Raw genomic sequence first — 23,113 nt, 5'->3', positions numbered from 1 at the left:
ATCCTGACATGCCGCCCGGGCGTGCGCAGGCGGATCCGCGTGGTCTCGACCCTCGATGATCCCGCGCATGGTTCGAAGCGCCGGAGCCGGTGCCCCGGCGCTTCGAACGAGCCGCCTCAGCCGCGGCGCGGGTGGGCCTTGAAGAAGTCCCACATGATCTGCGAGGCGCTGATCTCCTGGGTGACGGCGCCCAGCGGCGAGAGGTCGACGTCGGTTCCGGGCCAGGTGTGACCGCCGTCCGCCACCTCGTAGAGCACCACGTCGGCCTGCTTGGCGCAGTTCGACCACGAGTAGGCGGTGATCCCGGCCGCCGCCGGCGTGACGATCGGGCCGCGACGGCACTCGTTCAGCCCGGCCCAGCGCTCGGCTGCCAGCTGGACGGTGTATCCCCAGCGGGGGTCGGCGTTGCCCGGGTACGGGTTGACGAAGTCGGCGGTTCCGTGGAAGGTCACGACGGCGACCGGCCTGTCGGGAGAGCAGGAGTCGGCCACGGGCTCGGAGAGTTCCGCGGGGTCCGGGCGCCCAGCGCGAAGACCGGCGACCGGTGCGATCGCGGCGAAGACGTCGGATGCCTCGCACGCGAGCGCCGACGCCATACGGCCGCCGCCGGAGAAGCCCGTGGCGAAGACGCGGCGCTCGTCGACGCACCCGGCCGCGTCCACCGCGTCGACGACGACGCGGAGGAAGGCGACGTCGTCGCGAGACCCCGCAGGAGGGTAGGTGCCCGAAGTCAGCGGCACCCCGGGAACGTTCCAGGCCCAGTTGCCGTCGGGCAGCGTCCGGGGGAACTCGATGTCGCCGGTCGGGTTGACGACGATGAAGCCCTCGGCGGCACCGACCTCTCCGAGATCCGAGATGTCGGCCTGCACGCCGCCGTTCGCGTTCGACCCGTGGAGGTCGACGACGAGCGGCAGCTCGCGACGCAGCGGCGCGTCGGGCACCTGCACCAGGACGCCGTAGGTCTCTCCCGCGAAGGTCACCTCCAGCGTGGATGCGCCGACGGGGAGGGTCCGCGCGCAGGACTGCGCCGGGCCACCTGCCGCTGTGGCGGGGGCCGCGCTGAGGACGATGCCTCCCGCCGCGAGGGCGAGGGCCACTCCCGTGGCGAGCATCGCACGTGCTCGTGTTCGGGTCGTCGCGATCATCAGAACTCCTTCGTTCTCAAATCCCGAGCGCTCGCTCGGTTTTCGAAGGCTAGCAGTGCACGAAGATCGCGTCGATGGCGCACTCGGAATATGACGGGCGCACTGATCGCCGTCATCCGTGCGCGCCACGGTTCGAATCCCCGGCACTTGTCAGAAACGCCGAAACGCGCCCCGCAAGCGGGGCGCGTTTCGGCGTTGGCTGGTTGGTGGCGAGTGAGGGATTCGAACCCCCGAAGTCGATGACAGCTGAGTTACAATCAGATCCCTTTGGCCGCTTGGGTAACTCGCCAGGTGCGCACCCGTCCGACTTTTCCAGACGACCGGAGGCGCGATCCACCATATTACGCGTAGATGCCCGAGGTCTGAAATCGGCCCGCTCTACGTGCCGATGTGGTCGATGTCGAGGCCCTCGAGCGCGCTCGGCGTACGCAGCAGCGCCCCCTCGAAACGACACGTCGCTGCTGCCGAGTCCATCGCCGAGACCAGCGCCGTGTCCCAGTCGTCGGCGCTCTCCGGCGTCCTCGCGACAAGCGCGGCGACGGTGGCGGCGAAGGCGGCATCGCCCGCGCCCATCGTGTCGACGATGCGGCCGGGCAGGTTCGAGATCGGCCGCGTCACCACGACCTCGCCGGCCTCGATCGTGGCACCGGCTGCGCCTTCGGTGGCCAGCACCGCGCGCGCACCGAGATCGATCAGACGGGCGCGCAGAGCGTCGAGCGGCTCGCCGTACAGGAGCGCCGCGTCATCCTCGCCGACTTTCACGAGGGCGGCCCCGGCCGCGAGGGCCTCGAAGCCGCGCACGAACTCGTCCTTGTCGTGCATCATGCCGGTGCGGGGGTTGGGATCGACCGCGACGGGCGCCCCAGCCGCGGCGATCGCGTCGGCCAGCTCCGCGGCCTGCTCGGCGTCGTCGAAGGCGAAGCAGCTCACGACGACGAGGTCGGCATCGGCGAAGGCCTGGCGCTCGGCGTCGCCGAAGCGGATCCGTCGCCGCTGTGACGCCTCGTTGAACTCGTACACGGGCTCGCCTGCGCCGGAGCGCGTGCTCACGGCGCGTGCGGTGCCCAGCAGCGACGGCGTCGCGAGGAGCTCGACGCCGAAGTCGGCGAGGTAGCGCCTGACGCGCGACGCGGGCTCATCGTCGCCCAGCATCGCGACGAGGGCCGCCGGCACGCCGAGCCGCGCGAGGCCGACCGCGACATTGAGCGCGGCTCCCCCGACGAACTCCCGCACGCCGTGGTCGTCACGCAGCTCGTCGATGAGCGCGTCGCCCACCACCACGACCGTCATCGCCGCACTCCCGCCGTCTCGAGCACCCGGCCGACGAACGCCTCCGTACGTCGGCGGGTGCCGTCGATCTTCATGTCGACGCTCGCCCGCACCTCGTTGGGCGCGAGCGGCGGCGCGAGGCGCACGTTCTCGTGGCACGACAGGTCGGCGCAGATGTACGTGCCCACGCTGTCGCCGTGCACGCCGGCCTCGCCGGCCTTGCGCGCCGTGTACATGGTGACCTGGTCGGCGGGCTGCATCGTGTGACACAGGTTGCACAGCGCCGCGCGCGCGTGGGACGAGCCCTCGGCGCCGCGCAGCACGATCGCGGCGGGTTCGCCGTCGATCTCGGCGACGAGGTAGCCCCGACCGCGGGTGCGCGGGTCGCGCCACGCCAGGAAGTCGAGGTGATCCCAGTCGGTGAGCACGAAGTCGTGAGGCAGGGTGACGAGACGCAGCTCGTCGGCGGAGGCGTTCACGAACGCGGAACGCAACTCGTCTTCGGTCAGTGGGCGCATGGCACCTCCTCGCCCGCCCAGTCTACGAAGGACGACGGATGCCGCCACCCCGCGTCTTCGCCGCGGCCCTCCGCCGCAGCATCCATCGTGAGACGACAGTCGCCGGACGAGACCGTGGGGAACACCCAGGGTCTCGTCCGGCAGTTGTCGTCTCACGGCCGGGGGCCGCGGGGGCCGCGAGGCCGGGGGCCGCGAGGCCGTGGGGGCCGCGGCGACCCGCAGACGACGGATCACGCCGACGTGGGGGTGGCGACGTCATCCGCGGCGTCGGGCGACGGCTCCTCGGCGGCGCCGGATCGATCGCGGATCAGGAAGCCGAATCCGAAAGCGATGAAGAACATCAGCACGCCGTACACCGCAGCCGGAAGCGACAGCTCATCCGAGCCGAGCACGCTGACCGCGATGACGATCGCGAGCGTCGCGTTGTGGATGCCGATCTCGAACGACGACGCGATCGACTGCCGCCTGCCGACCTTGACCAGGCGCGGCGCGAAGTAGCCGATCGTGAGGCTGACGAGGCAGAACACGATCGTGATGAGCGAGAGGCGGCCGAAGTTCTCGAGCAGCAGCGCCCAGTTCTGCGCGACGGCGCCGGCGATCACGACGACGAGGATGATCACCGACGCGATGCGCACCGGCTTGTCCATCGCCTTCGCGAAGCGCGGCCAGAAGCGGCGCACGATCATGCCGAGCGCCACCGGCAGCAGCACGATCGCGAAGACTTCGAGCGTCTTCGCCCACTGCAGACCCAGCTGGTCGTCGAACGGGTCGAAGTAGAGGATCGCGAGGTTGGTGATGAGCGGGAGCGTGAACACGGCGATCACCGAGTTCACGGCCGTGAGGGAAATGTTCAGGGCCACGTCGCCCCGGAACAGGTGGCTGTAGAGGTTGGCGGTGGTGCCGCCCGGCGACGCCGCGAGCATCATCATGCCGACGGCGAGGATCGGCGGCAGCTGGAACGCGAGCACCAGCCCGAAGCAGATCAGGGGCAGCAGCACGAGCTGGCACAGCAGCGCGACGACCACCGCCTTCGGCTGCTTGAGGACGCGGGCGAAGTCGCCGAGGGTGAGGCTCAGGCCGAGCCCGAACATGATGATTCCGAGGGCCACGGGCAGGCCGATGGTGGTCAACTCTGACATGGGACTCAGTGTGCCAAACGATGCGACTGCGTGTCACGGTTGTCCACAGTCCGCGCCGGTGTCGTCAGGCGGACTCGACCTGCTCCGCGGGAGTGGTCTCGTCGGCCGACACCACGCCTCGCGACACCTCGTCCGCCGTCGCCGCCTCCGGCTCGGGTGCGGGCACCTCGACGCCCGCGAGCCGCCACACCGCGAACGCGGGCCCGTCGGCCGACAGCAGCACCGCCCCGTCGCCGGCCACCGCGAGAGTCGCGTCGCCGACGAGCGGCTCGGCCGCAGCGGCGCCCGGGAGGGCGCCCGCCGGGATCTCGGCATCCGCGTCGCCCTTCGCCGCCAGCACGAGCAGCGTCTCGTCGACGGCCTCCCGCACGAACACGACGGACTCGTCGTCGACATGCACCCAGCGCAGGCCACCGGTCGACAGGACCGGGTGCGCGTGCCGCAGCGCGACGAGCTCGCGGTAGAGCGCGAGCCGTTCGGCCACCGCCGGCTCGCCTTCGGTGCCCCACGGGATCGGGGTGCGGCTCGCCTCGCCGTCGACCCCGACGAGGCCGAACTCGTCGCCCGCGAAGATCACAGGCAGGCCCGGGAGCGTCATCATGAGGCCTGCCGCGACCGGCACCGTTCCGGGCGCCGCGTTGGTAGCGAAGCGCCCGGTGTCGTGCGTGTCGAGCGGCTGCATGTTGCCGAGCCGCACACGCCACGGGATGCCGGCGGTGAAGCGCACCACGGCGTCGACGAACTGCCGCGCGGTGTATCGCGGGATGCCGCCGATCGGCTGCGTGAAGAACCACGGCTCGGTCGCCTCACGGCCGTCGTACGTGAGGTACGGCGCGTGGGTCGGCTCGGACAGCCACCCCCACACCGGCCGCGTGAACGACGGGTACGTCATGGCGCCGTGCCAGCCGTCGCCCTGCAGGTCGCTCGCGGCGTCGTTGGTCGACTCCCCCAGCAGGATCGTGTCGGGGTTGATCTCGATCATCGTGCGCCGCAGCAGCTGCCGCACCTCGGCGTTGAGGTCGACGGAGCCGAGGCGGCCGGTCATGTTGGCGACGTCGATGCGCCAGCCGTCAGCCGAGTACGGCGGCTTGAGCCACATCGCGACGACGGAGTCGGGGCCTTCGATGAACCGGTGGCGCAGCTCCTGCGACGCCCAGTTGAACTTGGGCAGACTCGGCACGCCGAGCCACGACTCGTACCGGGTGTTCGCGTCATCCGTGAAGTAGTAGAACTCCTCCTCCGGGGCGCCGGGGTGGCCGAGCGCCGCCTGGAACCACTCGTGCCGATCGCCCGAGTGGTTGCTCGTGAGATCGCCGATGACACGGATGCCGCGGGCATGCGCCGCCTCGATCAGCCGGACGTAGGCCTCATCGCCGCCGAGGAGCGGGTCGACGCGGTCGAAGCTCGACGCGTCGTAGCGGTGGTTGGACGCCGCAGGGAAGATCGGCGTGAGGTAGAGCAGGTTGACGCCCAGCGAGACGAGGTGGTCGAGCTTCTCGATGACGCCCTCGAGGTCGCCGCCGTAGAACTGCTGCGAGCGCGCCGGCACGACGGGGTCGACGGGGTCGTCCCAGGTCGCCGGGATCGCCCAGTCCGGGGTCGGGTGCGTGTCGGCCTGCGCCGACCGCGCGAAGCGGTCGGGGAACACCTGGTACATCACGGAGTCGGTGAGCCACGTCGGGGGCGCCGGGTACGCGACGAGCGCGAAGTCCTCGGCGTCGAGGGTCTCGATCGCGTGGAGGCCGGTCTGGTTCAGCCACTCCACCCGCCCGTCACCACCACCATCGGCACTGTGCACGAGCACCCAGCGGTAGCCGTGCCGCGGGTTGCGCACGGTGACGGGTGCCTCCCACCACTCCCAGCCGTCGGCGGAGCCGAGGGGGGCAGCATCCGTCCATTCCGGCTCGTGATCGGGATTGGACCTCGTGCGCACCGCCGCGAGGGGGCCGTAGCCCGCCGGCACGCGCAGCCGCACGGTGACCACGTCGCCGAGCTGCGGCGCGAGGTCGGACACGTACAGCGGCGAGCCGTCATGGTGAGGGAGGAGGGTCGTCATGGCTCGGCCTTTCGTCAGGCGGGCGGTGGCGGTGCTCGCCTCGATCATCGCAGAGCGGATGCTGCGACAGCACGCAGCCGGCGCAGCATCCGCTCTCGGATCAGCTGTGCGCGATCAGCCCTTCGTGGCGCCGGCGGTGAGGCCGCCGACGATGTACTTCTGCAGCAGCAGGAAGACGATGACGACAGGGATCGCCGCCATCACCGCACCGGCCGCGAAGGCCGACCAGTCCGCGTAGCGCGGGTTGGAGACGAGCTTCGTGAGTCCGACGATGAGCGTCTGCTTGTCGGGATCGATCAGCAGCACGCTCGCGATCATGTACTCGTTGATGAGACCGATGAACGACAGCAGGCCGACGACGGCGAGGATCGGCGCGACCAGGCGCAGGATGATCGTGAAGAAGATGCGCGCGTGTCCTGCACCGTCGATCTTCGCCGCCTCGTCGAGTTCACGCGGGATCGTGTTGAAGAACCCGTACATGAGATACGTGTTCACGCCCAGCGCGCCGCCGAGGTAGATGAGGATCAGACCGCTCAGGGTGTTGAGCCCGATCGCGGGGAACCAGTCGCTGATCGCGCTGAACATGAGGAAGATCGCGACCACGGCGAGCATCTGCGGGAACATCTGCACCACGACGATCGTGATGAGCCCGACGCGGCGTCCGCTGAAGCGCATGCGCGAGAACGCGTAGGCGGCGAGCGCGCCGATGAACACCATCGAGAATCCGGTGATCAGCGCCACGATCATCGTGTTCACGAACCACTGGCCGTACGGCACCTGCGGGTTCGTGAGGATGCGGACATACGCGTCGAGGCTGATCGAGGAGAACAGCTGGTTGCTTCCCGTCAGCGTTCCGTTGCCGTTCAGCGACGACGACAGCACGTACACGAGCGGGAAGATCGCGAAGATCGAGCCGATGATCGCGACGACGTGGCGCCAGCCGGTGTCGCGGAACCACTTTCCGAAGGGGCGACGGCGAGCGGGCTTGTCGGCCTTGGGGGACGGCGCCATGCCGCCCACCTCGGTCTCGAACTGCGCGGCGGTGCCGCCGGCGGCGACGGCGAGGGTCGCGTTCCGGGCGACGGTCTTGTCAGGGTGAGCGAGACGGTCCTGGGACTCAGACATGTCAGTTCAGCTCCTCGAGGGCCTTGGTCTTGCGGAAACTGATGATCGCGATGACGGCCACGACGATGAAGATGAGGATCGTGAACGCCGAGGCGAGTCCGTAGTCGCGGTTCTGCCCGGTGAAGGCGACCTTGTAGACCATCGAGATCAGCAGGTCGGTATGGCCCACGGGTATCGCCGCGTCCTCGAACCTCGGCCCGCCGCCGGTGAGCATGTAGATGAGGTTGAAGTTGTTGAAGTTGAACGCGAACGACGCGATGAGGATCGGCGCGACCGTCACCAGCAGCAGCGGAAGCTTGATGCGGCGGAAGATCTGCCAGGGGCTGGCGCCGTCCATCACGCCGGCCTCGTTGACCTCTTCGGGGATGCCCTGGAGCGCCCCCATGCACACCAGGAACATGTAGGGGAAGCCCAGCCAGAGGTTGACGAGGAGCACGGAGACCTTCGCCATCACCGGATCGGTGAGCCATGGGATCTCGGCGCCGCCCAGCAGCACCTGGTTGATGAAGCCGAAGCTCTTGTTCATCATGCCCGCCCACACCAGCGCACCGAGGAACGCCGGGAACGCGTACGGCAGGATCAGCATGATCCGGTACCCGTTCTTGAAGCGCATGCGCTTGTTCTGGAACAGCATGGCCAGCAGCAGCCCGAGGAAGAACGTCGAGGCGACCGAGACGATGGCGAACACGAACGTCCACAGGGTGACCGAGATGAGCGGCCCGCGGATGGACGCGTCGGTGATCGCCCGCACGAAGTTCTCGAAGCCCACGAACACCTGCCAGCCCGGCATGAGCTGTTCGCCGGACTCCGAGGTGAACGCGCCCTCCCCCGTGTCGGAGTACACCGTGCCGGTGGCGGTGTCGGTCATCGTGTCGGCATCGGCGTCGTAGACGAGCGTCGACGTGTAGAGGTAGCCCTTCTGGCCGTCCTGCGTACGGATCGCGCCGTCGTTGGGATCGGTGCTGTAGGGAACGGCGAGCTGCTCGACGTCATTGCTGCGCGCAAGCACGTCGGCGAAGGTGAGGGTCGTCCAGCCGTCCACGGCGACGGCCTTGCCGCCCTCCATCGTGGCGTCGACCGGTTCGAGGGGCTTCTGGTTGGTGCCGAGGGATGCCTCGCCGTCGGTCGGATCGGTGACCAGCAGGCCGAGCTCGCCGACGCGCTCGACGACGGTGACGTCGTAGGTCGGCGAATCCTCGACGCGGACCAGCGAGGACCGCATGAGCGAGGCGACCGCCTGCTCCTTCGAGCCGTTGTGCCCGGTGCCGTAGTTCGTGAAGCCGATGTAGCCGGTGTAGACCAGCGTGAAGATCTGGAACACGACGAGCAGGATGATGCCCGGCGTCAGGTATTTCGCGGGAATGGTGCGGCGCGAGAAGTAGATCCAGTTGACGAGGATCGTGACGGCCGTGACGAGGGTCAGCACCAGCCACTCGTTGTGGAGGAAGAGCACGAAGACGGCGTAGAGCGCGAGCGCGTCGACGACGGCGAGCAGCGCGATCTTCAGCACCACCCAGCGCACCTTGCCGCCGGCGGCATCGGCGATCCGCGCGGCGCTGCGCTGACGCGGCGTCGGCGTCGGCGTCTTCTCGGCCGTGTCGGCCTGAACAGTGTCGGTCATCGATCGTCCTCGAGATCGGGACCGGGACGGATGCCGCGGCATCCGTCCCGGTCGCCTGTCGCGGTCTTTCGACCGCAGGGTGTTACTTGATGGCGGCGCTCACGTCGTCGACGAGCTTCTGCCACGTCGTCGTCGGGTCCTCGCCGTTGATGATGGCGGCCTCGGCGATGCCCCAGTACTGCCAGACCGAACCCATGGCCGGGATCGCGGGCATCGGCACCGCGTCGGCGCCGACGGCCTGGAAGCCGGCGATGATCGGGTCGGACGCCGCCGTGTCGGCAGCGGCGGTGAGGGCGGGCAGGATGTTGCCGGCCTTGAACAGCTCGAGCTGGACGTCCTCGGTGCCGATGTAGTTGACGAGGAAGTCGTTCGCGGCGACCTTGTTGTCGGACTCCGAGCTCACGAAGAAGCCCTTCACACCGGCGAACGGCTGGGCCGGGGCGCCGGTCGGGCTCGGGATCGTGTCGATCGCGACGTTGATGCCGGCGTCGGTGGCCGTGCCGACGTTCCACGGGCCGGTGAGCCAGAAGGCCGACTCGCCCTCGAGGAACTTGGTCTTGGCGATGTCACCGTCGATGTCGGTGTTGAAGTTGCCCGCGGCACCCTGGGCGCCGAGCCAGCTGGCGAACTGGAAGCCGCCCTCGCTGCCCATCTGCAGGTCGGTCGGGTCGTAATTGCCCTCGGCGTCGGTGCCGAACACCGGAGCGCCGAACGCCGTCTGGAACGGGTACAGGTGGTACGGGTTGCCCTCGACGCCCTGCTCCACGACGAAGGGCGTGGTGAGGCCTGCGGCCTGGCCCTTGGCGATCATGTCGTCGAAGCTCGTGGCCGGCTCGGGGATGATGTCGGCGTTGCGGAGGATCGCGATGTTCTCGACCGCGTACGGGAGCATGTAGGTGGTGCCGTCGTAGTTCGAGGCCTGGAGCGCGACCGGGAGGTAGTCGCCGGCGGTGTCGCCGAGCTCGATCGGCGCCACGACGCCGTTGGTCGAGAGCTCGCCCAGCCAGTCATGCGCACCCATGACCACGTCGGGGCCCTTGCCCGTCGGCGCCTGCTGGATGAAGTCGTCCTTGATCTTGCCGACGTCCTTGCCGACGAGGTCGACCTTGACACCGGTCTTCTCGCTGTACGCGTCGGCGGCGCCCTTCAGCGCGTCCACGCGCTCGGAGTCGACCCAGACGGTCAGCGTCGACGTGGCGTCGCCCTCGTCGGTCGAACCGGTGTCGTCACCGCTGCCCGCGCAACCCGCGAGGACGATCGACGCGACGGCGAGACCGCCGAGCGCGAGCCAGCTCTTCTTGTTCACCTTCATCGGTGCAGTGCCTCTCTGGAGTGCTGAGTGAGTCCGGCCGCACTGTCGGTCGCGACGGTGCGGGTTCGACTCTCGCCTGCGGAAATGCAAGCGCTTACATTTGTAACTCAGCAGACTGCATATGGCAACATCGGGCTCGGATCGATACCTCGCCGTGACTTTCAGCGCCCGCATGGAATCGCTTGCACATGGAGATCCGACTGGAACCGCTTGCAGCAGCATCCGTCCTCCCGCGCTGCACGGGAGCCGCCGATAGACTGCCCGCCATGGCAGATTCTTCGTTCGACATCGTCAGCAAGGTCGACCACCAGGAGGCGGAGAACGCCCTCAATCAGGCCCGCAAAGAGATCGAGCAGCGCTACGACTTCAAGGGCACCGGGGCCTCCGTCGAGTGGAGCGGTGAGTCCGTGCTCATCAAGGCCAGCACCGAGGAGCGCGCGAAGGCCGTGCTCGACGTCTTCCAGTCGAAGCTCATCAAGCGCGGCATCTCGCTGAAGTCCCTCGATTCGGGCGAGCCTTTCGCCAGCGGCAAGGAGTACCGGATCGTCTCGACGATCAAGGACGGCATCTCGTCGGAGAACGCGAAGAAGATCTCGAAGATCATCCGCGATGAGGGGCCCAAGGGCGTCAAGTCGCAGATCCAGGGCGACGAGCTGCGCGTGCAGTCGAAGTCCCGCGACGACCTGCAGGAGGTTCAGCGCCTGCTGAAGGCGTCCGACCTCGACGTCGACCTCCAGTTCGTCAACTACCGCTGACGCGAGCCGCGATCGGGCTGAGACTCTTCAGACGGTCACGCTCGCGAGCCGTCTTACCGCCTCGGTGATCGTGTCGGGCGAGCAGGCGAGGTTCATCCGGGCATACCCCGCGCCTTGCCGACCGAACCTCGGTCCGCTCGACAGCGCCACACGTGCGCGCTCTTCGGCGATGACGGCGGGATCGTCTCCCCAGCCCAGAGCGGACATGTCCAGCCACGCCAGGTAACTCGCCGAGGGGCGCCGAAGTCGCACCGCGGGCAGGTGCGCGGCGAGTTCGGCCTCGAGATGGTCGGCGTTGCCCTGCACCGCGGCGATCGTGCCGTCGAGCCACTCGCGGCTGTGGGCGAACCCTTCCCGCGTCGCGATCAGCCCGAACTGCCCCGCCCGGAAGGTGACCTCCTCCGGCAGCGAGCGGATGAGGTCGGTCATGCGGTCCGACGCAGACACGAACAGCGCCGTCTTCAACCCGGCGAGGTTGAATGCCTTGCTTGCCGACTCTGCGGCGATCCCGTGGGCCTGCGCCTGCGCCGAGACGGTGAGGTACGGCGTGAACTCGACGCCGTGATGGGTGAGCGGTGCGTGGATCTCGTCCGAGACGACGAATCCGTCGTGGCGGGCGACGATCCGGGAGAGCTCTTCGAGGGTCGCCCGGTCGTGGACCAGTCCGACGGGATTGTGCGGGCTGCACAGCAGCACGCCCTTCGCGCCCGCCGCCAGTGCGCGATCGATGCCCTCGAGGTCGAGCGCGTACGAGGATCCGTCGTCGTGCAGCGGCACTTCGACGACGGCTCCGCCGGCCTCGGGGATGAGGTCGTAGAACGGCGGATAGATCGGGGGCGTGATCACGACCCCGTCGCCGGGATCGATCAGTCGGCGGAGCGTCTCCACGATCACGACGCTGACATCGGTCGTGATGCCCATCCGCCCGATGTCCGGCTCCCATCCCCACGCGGCCGCGGCGTAATCGCGGAACGCCTCCCGCGTGCCGGGATCGAGAGGATTCACGTAGCCCGTGTCGCCCAGGTCGATCGCCTCGTGGAGCGCCTTCCTGATCGCCGGCGCCAGCGGGAAGTCCATCTCGGCGACGAACATCGGCAGCACGTCGTCGGCGTAGACGCCCCACTTCTCGCTCGTGCGCCGGCGGAGAGTCGTCATGGCGTCGGCCGACGTGGGGGTGGGCATCGTGGTTGCTCCTCAATCGCGATGGAAACTGACCCTACACTCGGGCCATGCGCTTCCTCCGGGCCGTGTTGTCGGCCGTCGTCGCGACGCTGCCGGTGCTGGTCGTCCTCCTCATCCCCTCGCTCGTCCGCAGCGACATCGACGGGGGCTCAGCCGCCGGTGTCGGCACCGCGATCCTCAATGCCGCGTTCATCGCAGCGGTCATCCTGATCCCTCGGGTGAACGGGTGGCTCGACCCGGAGGTGCCGGACTGGACGTCGTCGACGGCGATGGCCGCGGCGGGCCGCGTGTGGCGCAGCCGCATCTGGCTCGCGCTCCTCGCCGTCCTGGCGCTGCTGGCCATCCTCGCCGCGGGTCAGACGGCCGCGTACCTGCTGAGCCAGAACTCGCCGGCGGTCACCGACGGCACGCTCGACTACAGCCGCTTCCTCGCGCAGGAGCTCGTCGTGTACCTGCTCGGATACGTGCTCTCGCTCACGACCTACGTGCTCCTCGTGCGCGTGCTCGCCCGCCGTGCGGAGTGAGCGACCGGCTCAGGAACGATAAAGGCCCCGGGTGCTGGGGACACCCGGGGCCTGTCGTCGTCTGCTCTCGCACAACCAACCCCCCGGTTAGCGGCGCGTGACGACGGATGGGAAGGATTCTTGGGGAGGGCCTTCCCTGAGATGCTGGGGACATCTCCCCTACAGCTTAACCCGACTGTCCACAAGAGCGCTGTCCCCTCTTCGGGGGACATCTTCGTCCGGTACGACGTACGCGCGAGCCCAGCGGTCGAGAGCATCGTACGCGATCGCACGAGGAGCGGGGCGGGAGAGGAAGACGTCGTGGATCGCACCCTCGACGCGGGCGATCGTGACGAGCCCGCCGATGCGGGTCGCGGCGCGGGCGATGTCGTCGACGACGAGCACGGAGTCCGTCGACGTCATCGACTCCCTCCACGACAGCGGCGGCGTCGAGCCGACCGACAGCAGCACCAGCGCCGGGCACGCGACGTCGACGCCGGCTGCGATGCGGCGATGCCCTTGCATCACGGCCGACAGCCACCCCGGCGCCGTCGGAAATCCCCGGTCGGGCCGCCAGACGGCGCGGTGCTCGTCGTGCGGCAGGGTGCCGATCTCGTCCTGCGCGCGCGTGTAGAACCCGAAGTCGACCGCGGGCTGCGTGCCGCGCGGGTCGAGCCTCGCCCGCATGTCCACCAGCGGTGCCAGTGCCTGACGACCCAGGGTGCCCAGCTGGAGCTCGAGCCACGGGCTGTTCAGCACGACCGCGTGCGCGCGGCCGGGGTGCCGAGCCGCCCAGAGGGTGAGGGTGAGGCCCCCGGTCGAGTGCCCCATCAGGACGAGCTTGCGACCTCCGCCGCGCGTGTCCGGTTCCGTCGGCGGCGGTTGTCCGGCTGTGTCCGCGGCGTGTCCCATCGCGTGCAGCGCGGCCGCGATGTCGACGTCGTAGTCATCGAGGGAGTCGACGTACCCGGGCGCCTGCCCGTCCCGGAGGCTCCGCCCGTAGCGACGCAGGTCGAGCGCGTAGAAGCGCGCGCCGCGCCCCGTCCAGAACCGCGCGAGGTCGCGCTGGAAGAAGTAGTCGGACCAGCCGTGCACGTAGAGCACGTCGACGTCGCGCAGCGGGGCGAACAGGGTCAGGAGCGGATTCGGGATGCTGCGCACCAGCGTCGCGACCAGCGGCCCGTGCTCACCGTCCACGCCGAGCGGCAGCGTCAGCTGCTCGAACGGCTCCCCCAGGATGTCGGGGACCCACGTCAGGGATGGCCCGGCCATGCCCCTCAGCCTAGGGGCGGCGTTCCGACAAGCTCAACGACCGGGGGCGGCGCGGGAGATCGTCACCATCTCGTCGCGGGGCACGACCTTGATGCGCGCCCGCTCGTGGGGTGCGCCGAGGGCCATCTCGTGCTCGTCGAGGCGGTGCCAGCCGTCGAGGTCGGTCCAGGCCACACCGCGCTCGGCGAGGAGCGCCGGGATGGCCGCCTCCGACGGGTCGGCAGGCTGCCACCAGGTGCCCTGGTCGTTGATGAGGTGACGGACGGTCTCCATCGCGTCGGACTTGGTGTGGCCGATGAGGCCGACCGGGCCGCGCTTGATCCATCCGGTGGCGTACACGCCGTTGACGCGCTGGTTCGAGTCCTTGCTCAGCACCTGGCCCTCGCGGTTCGGGATGACGCCGTGGCGCTTGTCGAACGGCACGCCCGGCAGGGGCGATCCGAAGTACCCGACGGCGCGGTAGAGGGCCTGGATCGGCACCTCGCGCAGCTCGCCGGTGCCGACGACGCCGCCTTCCCCGTCGGGACGCGTGCGCTCGTAGACAAGGGCGGACACGCGGCCCTCGGCATCCGTCTTCACTTCGATCGGCTTGGCGTAGAAGTGCAGGTGAAGGCGGCGCGACGCCGTGCCGCCGGCGTTGTTGACCGAGTCGCGCTTGCGCCAGGACTGCAGCACACGGTCGATGACCATGACCTGCTTGTTGCTGGCGATGGCGGCGCGGGCCGCGTCGTCGTAGTCGAAGTCCTCGTCGTAGACGACCATGTCGACGTCGCGCAGCTCGCCGAGCTCGCGGAGCTCCAGCGGGGTGAACCTCACGTTCGCCGGACCGCGACGGCCGAACACGTGCACGTCGGTCACGTTCGAGGCGACGAGGCCCTCGTGGACGTTGTCGGGGATCTCGGTCGGCAGCAGGTCTTGCGCGTGCTTGGCCAGCATGCGCGACACATCGAGTGCGACGTTGCCGTTGCCGATGACGGCGACGGATGCTGCCTCCAGCGGCCACTCGCGCGGCACATCCGGGTGCCCGTCGAACCAGCTCACGAAGTCGGCGGCACCGTACGACCCGACGGCGTCGATGCCGGGGATCTCGAGGTCGGTGTCGCGGATCGCGCCGGTGGCGAAGATGACCGCGTTGTAGTGGTGCTTGAGGTCGTCGAGGGTGATGTCCTCGCCGAAGCGCACGTTGCCGAAGAGGCGGATGTCGCCGCGGTCGAGCACCTCGCGCAGGGCCGTGATGATGCCCTTGATGCGGGGGTGGTCGGGGGCGACGCCGTAGCGGACCAGCCCGTACGGTGCGGGCAGCTGCTCGAACAGGTCGATCGACACGTCGAACTTGCGCTCGGCCTTCAGCAGGATGTCGGCGGCGTAGATGCCCGCCGGTCCTGCGCCGACGATCGCCAGTCGGAGCTTGGTCATGGTGGTCCTTTCGGGAGGTCGGCTCGTCGCGTCCCCCGGTCGTTGAGCGAGATGTCGACTCGCTTCGCTCGCTCGACCCGGGTCTGCGCGAGACGAAACGCGGGTACGTCTAACTGGAGCGGTCGGCGACGGCCTGGGCGAACCGGGTGAGGGCCTCCCGCACCGCGCCGTCGGGCAGCGGCGCGAGCGCCTCGATCGCCTCGGTCGACCACGCGTTGGCGAGGTCGAGGGTCGCCTGGGTGGCCTCGTGGTCGCGCAGCTGCGCGAGCGGCTCGTCGAGGATCGCGGGGTCGGCGCCGTCGGCGATGCGCGCCACGCCCTCGTCGATGCGGTCCCGCAGGTCGACGGAGGCGGCATCGGTCCGCTGCCCGAGCACGAGGTACGGCATGGTCGGCACGCCGGCCCGCAGGTCGGTGCCGGGCACCTTGCCGGTCTCGTCGGGGTCGGCCGAGAGGTCGATGACGTCGTCGAGCAGCTGGAACGCGACGCCGGCCTTCTCGCCGAACGTCACCATCGGCTGCTCGAACTGCTTGGGCCCGTTGGAGAACACGATGCCCGACTGCGCGGCCGCCGCGATGAGCGAACCCGTCTTGTCGGAAAGCACCTGGAGGTAGAACGCGACGCGGTCGTCCTCGTCGGACGGCCCGACCGTCTCGTGCATCTGCCCGAGCACGAGCCGCTCGAACGTGTCGGCCTGCAGCCGGATGGCGTCCTCGCCGTGACGCGCCATGATCTGGCTCGCGCGGGAGAACAGCAGGTCTCCCGTGAGGATCGCGATGTTGTTGCCCCACACGGCGTGCGCACTGGGGACGCCGCGACGCTTGTCGGCGGCGTCCATCACGTCGTCGTGGTAGAGGGATCCGAGATGCGTCATCTCCAGAGCGGTCGCGGCGTCGATCACCTCGTCGGTGGCGCCGTCGCCGAGCTGAGCGGTCAACAGCGACAGCATGGGACGGATGCGCTTGCCGCCGGCGTCGTAGAGGTACCGGCTGGTCGCGTCGGCGAGGGTGTCGGCCACGCGCAGCTCGCGCTCGAGGGCGCTGTCGACGCGCTTGAGCCCCGCCTCGACGGTCTTGAGCAGGCCGCGCGATCGCGCGCCCGCAAAGATGCGGTCGGTGAGGCCCAGCTTGCCCGCGATATGCGAGCCCGGCGCTGTCGGTGTCACACGCCCAGCCTACCGGGGGCGCGTTTCGTCGCGGTCCGCCGAGCGGCGACCGCTGCTAGGCCTGGGGTTTCGTGGCGCGGTGCAGCGCGACGATGCCCATCGAGAGGTTGCGGTGCGCCACGTCGGTCCAGCCGGCCTGGCGGATCCACGCCGACAGCGTGCGCTGGTCGGGCCAGTCGCGGATCGACTCGTTCAGGTAGTCGTAGGCCTCGGCGTTCGAGCTGACGGACTTCGCGACGACCGGCAGCACACGGTCGTTGTAGAAGCGATACAGGCCGTTGAACGCCTTCGACGGCGGGTGCGAGAACTCGCAGACGACGAGGCGCCCGCCGGGCTTCGTGACACGCAGCAGCTCGCTCAGCGCCTTCTTCGGCTCGTTCACGTTGCGCAGCCCGAACGACATCGTGACCGCGTCGAACTCGTCGTCGCCGAAGGGCAGGTCGGTCGCGTCGGCCTGCACGAAGGAGAGATTCCGGATGCCGCTGTGCCGGCGTCGCCCCTCGGCGATCATGCCGGGCGAGAAGTCCGCCGCGACCACCGTGGCGCCCCGGCCCGCGAGGGCGACGCTCGAGGCGCCCGTGCCCGCGGCGAGGTCGAGGATGCGCTGCCCGGCGCGCGGGTTCACCGCGCGCGTCGTCGCGGCGCGCCAGAACCGGTCGTTGCCCATGCTCAGCACGGTGTTGGTGCGGTCGTAGCCGGCCGCGACCTGGTCGAACATGCCGCTCACGCGCGTCGGGTCCTTGTGGAGGTCGGCGCGGTTCGGCTCGGGATCGGAGGGGTGGGATGCCACGGCTTCGAGTCTAGGCGGCGGTGCCGTCTGTGCCGGGGCCGCCGTCGCCCGCGGCTGCGAAGGAGACGGGTGGGGGCGGCGCGACGGCGTCGTAGGACGCGAGCCGGGCGAGCCACGCATCGGGCGTCGCGTCATCGAACGGCGCCTCCGCCGCCGCGACGCGGCGCTCGAGGTCCACGGCGAGCGCCTCGAGCCTGTCGACGAGGTCGAGCGGATAGCCGTACGCGACGCGGTGCTCATCCCACTCGTCACGGTCGTCGATGAACAGCCCGCGCCCGTCGATCGCCTTCACGACGTCGAGGTCCATGTCGATGCCGCGGGGTTCGTGGCCCTCCCAGCGGATGTCCCACGCGACGTCGATGTAGATGCGCACGCGCCGCGGCGCCCCGTGGACCGTCATCGCGTAGTCGCCGCTCGGCGGGATGAGGGTGACGTTGGGTCCGTCGGCGAGGAACTCGAGCCCCGGACGGACGTTGCGCCAGCCGGAGGGCTGACCGACCCAGTCGCCCCACCGGTCCCTGCCGAGGTAGATGCAGTCGTTGACCCAGTGCGGGCCGCCGTCCCACTTGCGCCAGCGGAACTGGAGCGGGGCTCCGGGCTCGGGGCGGTCGGAATCCGGGTGACCTGAGAGGTGCATCGGGGTCGGCACCCGCCTCAGTGTAGGGCTGTATCAGTCTCTTCCCGCCATCCCTCCTCCACGGTGGCCGCAACCTCGCGGCCCTTGAGGAGAGAAGTCCGAAAATGGCTGCAACATCCGGCGGCTCGTCGCGAAAGCGCACGTCCGCTCCTCGGGCGGAACTGGGTGCCTCCGCTCCGCTCTACATCGACGGCGACGACGTCATTCCCGGCGAGGTCATCGTCACGCTCAAAGCCGACGCCGCCGATGCGATGACGGCATCCGTGCCCATCCACCCCGGCGGCCGCGGCGTCTCGATGGCCGATTCGCTGGGGGTGTCGGGCGTCGACGCCGTGCTCGCACGCCTCGGTGCCTACGACATCACCCGGCTCGCCCCGCCCTCGCAGGGCATTGCGCGCTCCGTGATGGCCCTGGACGGCGTGCCCGAGCCCGAGGAATCGATCCTCGGTCGCTCGTTCCGCGTCCGCATCGACGCGAAGGTCGCCCCCGACAAGGCGGCGGCTGAGCTCGACGCCCTCGACGAGGTCGAGGTCGCCGAGCCGAACCGGTGGCGGGAGGCCAGCGTCATCCCTGACGACCCGCAGTTCGGGGCGCAGTGGGGGCTGACCAAGATCAACGCCCCGGACGCGTGGGACGTCACGAAGGGATCCGCGAGCGTCGTCGTGGCGGTCATCGACTCGGGCGTCGACCTCGACCACCCCGAGCTGGCGCCGCTGCTGGTCCCGGGGTTCGACATGGTCGATCTGGGTCCGAACCCCACGCCGAACCCGGGGTGGCGCTTCGAGGGCGACTTCGCGGGGCGCGACGCGATCCCCGAGGACGAGGTCGGCCATGGCACGCACGTCGCGGGCACCATCGCCGCCGTGTCCAACAACGCCGTCGGCGTCGCGGGCGTCGGGTGGCAGACACGGATCATGCCGATCAAGGCGCTCACCCGCGTGGTGCGCATCAGCGACGGTCGCGTGAGCGGCACGGGCTCGTCGGCCGACGTCGCCGCGGCCATCCGGTACGCGGCCGACAACGGCGCCCACGTCATCAACATGAGCCTCGGCAGCCCGTCCTCGACCTCGGTCGAGGCGAGCGCGGTGGCGTACGCGGTGAGCAAGGGCGTGGTCGTCGTGGCCGCGATGGGCAACGACGGCAGCTCTTCGCCGAGCTTCCCCGCGGCCTACCCGGACGTGATCGCGGTCGCCGCGATCCAGTCGAACGAGTCGCGCGCGGCGTTCTCGCAGACCGGACCGCACATCGACATCTCGGCGCCGGGCGTCGGCATCCTGTCGACGTACCTCGCCGGCGGCCTCGCCACGATGGCCGGCACGTCGATGGCCTCGCCGCACGTGGCGGGTGTCGCGGCACTCGTGAAGGCGGTCAAGCCGAGCCTGACGGCGACCGAGATCGGCGACATCCTCCGCTCGACGGCGAAGCCGCTGCGCGACGTCGCGAGCGATCCCGTGCCGAACGACAGGTACGGCTGGGGGCTGCTCGACGCCAGTGCGGCGGTGCTGAAGGCGCGAGGGCCGATCGTCCTCAAGCCGACGATCACCGTCAAGCTGCGCACTCCGGTGGTGGCCTGCGTACCCAGGACGATCACCCTCCCGGAGTGCGGGACGATCAAGACCGTCCTTCCGCTGCAGTGCAAGAAGATCAAGTCGATCCACATCGCGTGCCCCGTGACGACGACGGTGACCAAGGTCCCGACGACCGTGACGGGCCCGGGACCCGGGCCCCAGCCCGGCGGCGCCGACCCGTTCGGCGTCGAGCAGGGCGACTACGAGGCCGGCTTCGCCGCCGGCTATGCCGCGGCGATCGAGGAGCTCCAGTCCGGCGGCGGCGACGCCTACGGCGAGGGGCTGTTCGACGAGTGATCGCCGACGCGACCATGGTGCGGACGGATGCGGGCACCACCCCGCATCCGTCCGTCACCGCTCTGCGCGCGGTGGGGCTGCTGGGTCCCACCGAGCTGTTGCGCGCCGAGCCCGTCGACCTCTCCCGCGCCCACGGGGTGTGGGCCGTGCACCTGCCGGACGGCCGCCGCGTGGTCGTCAAGTCCGGCGCGTTCACGCCGCCCACCGACGGATCGACCGACTCCGCCCAGGAAGGACTCGGCGCGGAGCTGTTCGTGCAGCGCATGGCGCGCTGGTGCCTCCCCCTACAGGACGCGATCCCGTCGCCCGCGGCCGTCGACGAGGAGCACGGCATCCTCGTCGTGGAGGACCTCGGGGCGGGGCACCCGGCGTCGCTCGCCCTCGTCTCCGGCACGATCGGCGACGAGGATGCCTTCTTCCGTCTCCTCGGTGCCCGCGTGGGCGCCGTGCACCGCGCCACCGCCGGGCTGCCGTTGCCGCCGGCGCGCCCGCCGCTCGTGCTCCACGTGCTGCGCGCGGGCGAGCGCGGCGACGCGCTCGGCCTCGCCGCGGCCACGCGCGACCTCATCGGCTTCCTTCGCGCGCAGCCGGCCCTGATGGCCGCAGCCGCGCGTCTGCGCACGCCCGCAGGGCGCGCTCTCGTGCACCACGACCTCAAGTGGGACAACGTGGCCGTCGCACCCGGCCCCTCCCCCGTCATCGTCGACTGGGAGCTCGCGGGGGCAGGCGATCCGGCTTGGGATCTCGGATGCCTCGTCGCCGAGCATCTGCTGCGCGGCAGGTCGGAGGCGGCCGGGCTGTCGTCGACGGGCCGTGAGCTCGTGCGCGGTTACGGCGAAGCCGCGCGGATCTCGTCGCGCGCCACAGGACTCTTCGCGGAGCGCGTCGCGCTGGCCGCGGTGCTGCGCCTCGCGCAGTTCGCCCTCGAGGTCGCCGAGCGGAGCGAGCACGGCGACGAGGAGCAGTCCCACGGGCTCGCGGGCCTCGCGATCGGACACCAGGATCACCTGACCACACTGACGGAGGAGCTGCGCTCATGCCTCGCACGATGAGTTCCCGAGCCGCAGCCGAGGCGGCGGTCGCCCGCGGCGAGCGCGCCGCCGAGGCGACACTGCGCGCACTGAGCCGGGCGCTCGCGCTCGTCGAGGCCTCGGACGACGCACGCGAACTGCGCGGGAGCGCTCCGACCGGGGTCGAGATCGAGAACCCCCTCGCGGAGTGGCTGTATGCGAACTGGTGGACCGCCGAGTCCGGCGATGCGATCACACCACCGGAGCGCGCCCTCGTCGCCCCTCCCGCGTTCCCCCGCGTCGGCCTGCTCGAGGCGATGCGACGCCGGGCGGCGGGCACGTCCGAGGCGTGGATCGTGCTCGCCGTGGGCGATGGGACGGTCACGGTCGTGGCATCCCGGCCTCCCTCCTCCGCCCCGCCGGGCCACCTCCGCATCGCGACGGACCGCATCGTCTCGTCCTCGCGGCCCGGCTGCCGCCCCGCCCCGGGCGACCTGGTGACGATCACCCGAGGGTCGTCGGGATGGGACCGCGAGTCGGGATGGTGGTGGGCGCATTCCGGTGAGGGCGTCCCCGACGGCCCCCTCGACCGCTGGTACACGCACTCCCGCTCTCCGGAGGACTCGGCGGCCCTGCTGCCTGCGCTGATGGGCGCGTTCGCAGACGCCGGGAGCGCCTTCTCGCTCAAGTGCCTGCCCACTCCCGCCGGGTACGGACGGCCCGATGCGCTCGTCGTCTACACGCCTCGGGTCGTCCGGGCGCGGGTGGCTGCGTCGCTTCGTCGGCAGGCCGTCGACATCGCGCCGCACGTCGATGCCGCGATCCCGCCCACGACGCGACGCATCGCCCGGGGCATCGGGATGTCGGAGGATCCCGCCGACGGCACCAGCTTCGGTCAGCTGCGAACGGCCCAGGTCGCCGCGATCGCGGCGATGGCCGAGAACACGGATGCTGCACCCCACCGTCTGCGCGAGGCCGCCGACGCGGTCGGCCTCGACGTGACACGCCCCTGGAAGGCACGACCATGACTGCGGTCGCCCTGGCCCCTGGTGCGCCGGCCGCGGTGCGGTCGCCCGCCGAACTCGGCATCGCCGCGATCGTGCTGGCACGCCGCCTCGCTGCCGACGTGGGCGTCGACGACCGCGGAGCGCCGCAGTGGATCGGCGACGAGATCGACCTCGCCGCGAGCCCCGACGGATCCGTCCTGAAGACCGGGCCCGTCGACGACGGCCTCCTCACCGGGCGGGCAGGCATCGCCCTCGCCCTCGCGGCGGCGGCACGGCACGCGCGCGACGCATCCCTGTCACTGCTCGCGCAGGCGACGCTCGCCGACGTTCTCGACCGCCGCCGTGCCGCGCGGCGCGGACAGCTCGGCTGGCAGAGCGGAGACCTGGGGATCGCGATCGCCGCCGAGCGGATCGCGGACCTGCTCGGCCGGCCCGACCTCGCGCACGGAGGCCGTGTGCTCGCCGCGCGCGCGGTCGCGGCGCTCGCGACGGCGGACGACTCGTGGCTCCCCGGGTACGCGGACCTTCTCGACGGCTCGGCGGGCCATCTGCTCGCCGTGCTCGCCGCCGCACTGCCGGCGAGCGCGGAGCGGCATCGGGCGGCGGCCGCCGAGCGGCTCGTGCGCGACCTGCGCGCTCGCGCCGTCGTCGACGTCTGCGGCGCTCGCTGGCCGATGGCCGACGGCGACCGTGCGGTCACCGGCCTCGCCCACGGTTCCTCGGGCATCGGGTTGGCGCTGCTCGCCGCGGATTGGGCGGGCGTCGTCGGCGCGGACCGAGCGCTCGCCGATGCCGCGTGGACGTGGGAGGACGCGGGCTACGGCGCCGAGGACGGCGGCTGGTACGACCTGCGCCTGGATGAGCCGGCGATCGGTCTGGCATGGTGCCACGGAGCGCCGGGGATCGGGATCGCGGCGGCGCTCCGCTCGCGCATCGACGGGGACGATGCCCTCGAGGGCGAAGCGACCTACCTGCGCGCGCTCCGCTCGGTCGAGCGCGCCCGGCGCGAGTTCCCCGATGAGCAAGGCGACGACGCCACCCTGTGCCACGGCCGCTCCGGCATCGTCGAACTGCACCTGGCCGGCGCCGAGGCGGCGTGGTCCACCGATGCCGCGTCCCGCGAAGAGCACCGGCGCGCGGCACGGTCCGAGGCATCCGTCATCGCCGCGGGCATCGATGCCGACGGGAGCGCGACGTTCAGCCACGGCGTGCGGGGCGGCCGGTCGCCGGCGGTCCTCGACGGCACCGCGGGCGTCGTGCTGACGCTGCTGCGCTGCGCCGGTCCCCTGGCGAGCGTCGCGCACCCGCCGCTGCGGCTGCGGTGAC

General features: G+C 70.6%; 20 protein-coding genes and 1 tRNA gene. 6 read left to right on the top strand and 15 right to left on the bottom strand.

Annotation, left to right across the window (positions count from 1 at the left end; translation table 11 throughout):
• Positions 1-116: 116 nt before the first annotated feature.
• The 9 genes from ASF40_RS10915 to ASF40_RS10875 form a co-directional block, all read right to left on the bottom strand.
• Positions 117-1,145 (bottom strand): alpha/beta hydrolase family esterase, encoded by a 1,029-nt coding sequence (locus tag ASF40_RS10915; protein ID WP_056368949.1) that lies wholly within the window; start codon positions 1,143-1,145, stop codon positions 117-119.
• Positions 1,146-1,349: 204 nt separating this feature from the next.
• Positions 1,350-1,434: transfer RNA gene (locus ASF40_RS10910), tRNA-Tyr, on the bottom strand.
• A gap of 89 nt (positions 1,435-1,523) precedes the next feature.
• Positions 1,524-2,435 carry a PfkB family carbohydrate kinase gene (locus ASF40_RS10905; protein WP_056368947.1) on the bottom strand — a complete coding sequence of 304 codons (912 nt, stop codon included), beginning with the start codon at positions 2,433-2,435 and terminating at the stop codon, positions 1,524-1,526.
• Complete coding sequence (locus tag ASF40_RS10900) at positions 2,432-2,932, bottom strand: FBP domain-containing protein (protein ID WP_056368946.1); 501 nt, start codon at positions 2,930-2,932, stop codon at positions 2,432-2,434. The genes ASF40_RS10905 and ASF40_RS10900 overlap by 4 nt, the downstream gene beginning before the upstream one ends.
• A gap of 230 nt (positions 2,933-3,162) precedes the next feature.
• The gene (locus ASF40_RS10895) at positions 3,163-4,071 is read right to left on the bottom strand and encodes a bile acid:sodium symporter family protein (protein WP_056368945.1); all 909 of its coding nucleotides are present in this window, start codon (positions 4,069-4,071) and stop codon (positions 3,163-3,165) included.
• Positions 4,072-4,135: 64 nt separating this feature from the next.
• Positions 4,136-6,127, bottom strand: a complete 1,992-nt coding sequence (locus ASF40_RS10890) for a glycoside hydrolase family 13 protein (protein WP_082497054.1) — start codon at positions 6,125-6,127, stop codon at positions 4,136-4,138.
• A gap of 114 nt (positions 6,128-6,241) precedes the next feature.
• Positions 6,242-7,138 carry a sugar ABC transporter permease gene (locus ASF40_RS10885; protein WP_056369875.1) on the bottom strand — a complete coding sequence of 299 codons (897 nt, stop codon included), beginning with the start codon at positions 7,136-7,138 and terminating at the stop codon, positions 6,242-6,244.
• A 115-nt stretch (positions 7,139-7,253) separates the two neighbouring features.
• Positions 7,254-8,873, bottom strand: a complete 1,620-nt coding sequence (locus ASF40_RS10880; RefSeq protein WP_056368943.1) for an ABC transporter permease subunit — start codon at positions 8,871-8,873, stop codon at positions 7,254-7,256.
• A gap of 82 nt (positions 8,874-8,955) precedes the next feature.
• A complete protein-coding gene (locus ASF40_RS10875; RefSeq protein WP_056368941.1) occupies positions 8,956-10,185 on the bottom strand; it encodes a sugar ABC transporter substrate-binding protein in 1,230 nt (409 codons plus the stop codon).
• A gap of 266 nt (positions 10,186-10,451) precedes the next feature.
• Between ASF40_RS10875 and ASF40_RS10870 the strand changes: the two genes are divergently transcribed.
• Entirely contained in the window at positions 10,452-10,940 is a 489-nt protein-coding gene (locus tag ASF40_RS10870) for a YajQ family cyclic di-GMP-binding protein (protein ID WP_056368939.1), read from the top strand.
• A gap of 27 nt (positions 10,941-10,967) precedes the next feature.
• Here ASF40_RS10870 and ASF40_RS10865 read toward each other — a convergent pair whose 3' ends face one another.
• On the bottom strand, positions 10,968-12,122 hold the full coding sequence (locus ASF40_RS10865; protein WP_056368937.1) for a MalY/PatB family protein: 1,155 nt from the start codon (positions 12,120-12,122) through the stop codon (positions 10,968-10,970).
• A gap of 47 nt (positions 12,123-12,169) precedes the next feature.
• On the opposite strand from ASF40_RS10865, the gene ASF40_RS10860 reads away from it, so the two are divergent.
• Complete coding sequence (locus tag ASF40_RS10860; protein ID WP_056368935.1) at positions 12,170-12,646, top strand: hypothetical protein; 477 nt, start codon at positions 12,170-12,172, stop codon at positions 12,644-12,646.
• A gap of 159 nt (positions 12,647-12,805) precedes the next feature.
• On the opposite strand, the gene ASF40_RS10855 is transcribed toward ASF40_RS10860, so the two are convergent.
• From ASF40_RS10855 to ASF40_RS10835, 5 genes are all read right to left on the bottom strand, one after another.
• Positions 12,806-13,897, bottom strand: coding sequence for an alpha/beta hydrolase (locus ASF40_RS10855; protein ID WP_082497002.1), 1,092 nt, complete (start codon positions 13,895-13,897; stop codon positions 12,806-12,808).
• A gap of 33 nt (positions 13,898-13,930) precedes the next feature.
• On the bottom strand, positions 13,931-15,313 hold the full coding sequence (locus ASF40_RS10850; RefSeq protein WP_056368933.1) for an FAD-dependent oxidoreductase: 1,383 nt from the start codon (positions 15,311-15,313) through the stop codon (positions 13,931-13,933).
• A 109-nt stretch (positions 15,314-15,422) separates the two neighbouring features.
• Positions 15,423-16,478 (bottom strand): polyprenyl synthetase family protein, encoded by a 1,056-nt coding sequence (locus ASF40_RS10845; RefSeq protein ID WP_056368931.1) that lies wholly within the window; start codon positions 16,476-16,478, stop codon positions 15,423-15,425.
• Between the two features lie 55 nt (positions 16,479-16,533).
• On the bottom strand, positions 16,534-17,268 hold the full coding sequence (locus ASF40_RS10840; RefSeq protein ID WP_056368929.1) for a demethylmenaquinone methyltransferase: 735 nt from the start codon (positions 17,266-17,268) through the stop codon (positions 16,534-16,536).
• Positions 17,269-17,278: 10 nt separating this feature from the next.
• The gene (locus tag ASF40_RS10835) at positions 17,279-17,917 is read right to left on the bottom strand and encodes a DUF402 domain-containing protein (RefSeq protein ID WP_327037407.1); all 639 of its coding nucleotides are present in this window, start codon (positions 17,915-17,917) and stop codon (positions 17,279-17,281) included.
• Between the two features lie 92 nt (positions 17,918-18,009).
• Between ASF40_RS10835 and ASF40_RS10830 the strand changes: the two genes are divergently transcribed.
• The 4 genes from ASF40_RS10830 to ASF40_RS10815 are packed head-to-tail and all read left to right on the top strand — an operon-like array spanning position 18,010 to position 23,112.
• Complete coding sequence (locus ASF40_RS10830; protein ID WP_056368925.1) at positions 18,010-19,770, top strand: peptidase S8; 1,761 nt, start codon at positions 18,010-18,012, stop codon at positions 19,768-19,770.
• Positions 19,767-20,822, top strand: coding sequence for a phosphotransferase (locus ASF40_RS10825; protein ID WP_056368923.1), 1,056 nt, complete (start codon positions 19,767-19,769; stop codon positions 20,820-20,822). The genes ASF40_RS10830 and ASF40_RS10825 overlap by 4 nt, the downstream gene beginning before the upstream one ends.
• Positions 20,819-21,808: a T3SS effector HopA1 family protein gene (locus tag ASF40_RS10820; protein WP_157549622.1), complete on the top strand. Its 990-nt coding sequence runs from the start codon at positions 20,819-20,821 to the stop codon at positions 21,806-21,808. Before ASF40_RS10825 ends, ASF40_RS10820 begins: the two co-directional genes overlap by 4 nt.
• Positions 21,805-23,112 carry a lanthionine synthetase LanC family protein gene (locus ASF40_RS10815; RefSeq protein WP_056368919.1) on the top strand — a complete coding sequence of 436 codons (1,308 nt, stop codon included), beginning with the start codon at positions 21,805-21,807 and terminating at the stop codon, positions 23,110-23,112. The genes ASF40_RS10820 and ASF40_RS10815 overlap by 4 nt, the downstream gene beginning before the upstream one ends.
• Position 23,113 lies beyond the last annotated feature (1 nt).

Origin of the sequence: Microbacterium sp. Leaf288 (assembly GCF_001422925.1) — a bacterium.
In the GTDB taxonomy this organism is placed as follows: Bacteria; Actinomycetota; Actinomycetes; order Actinomycetales; family Microbacteriaceae; genus Microbacterium.
This window is presented reverse-complemented; position numbering and strand designations above follow the sequence as displayed.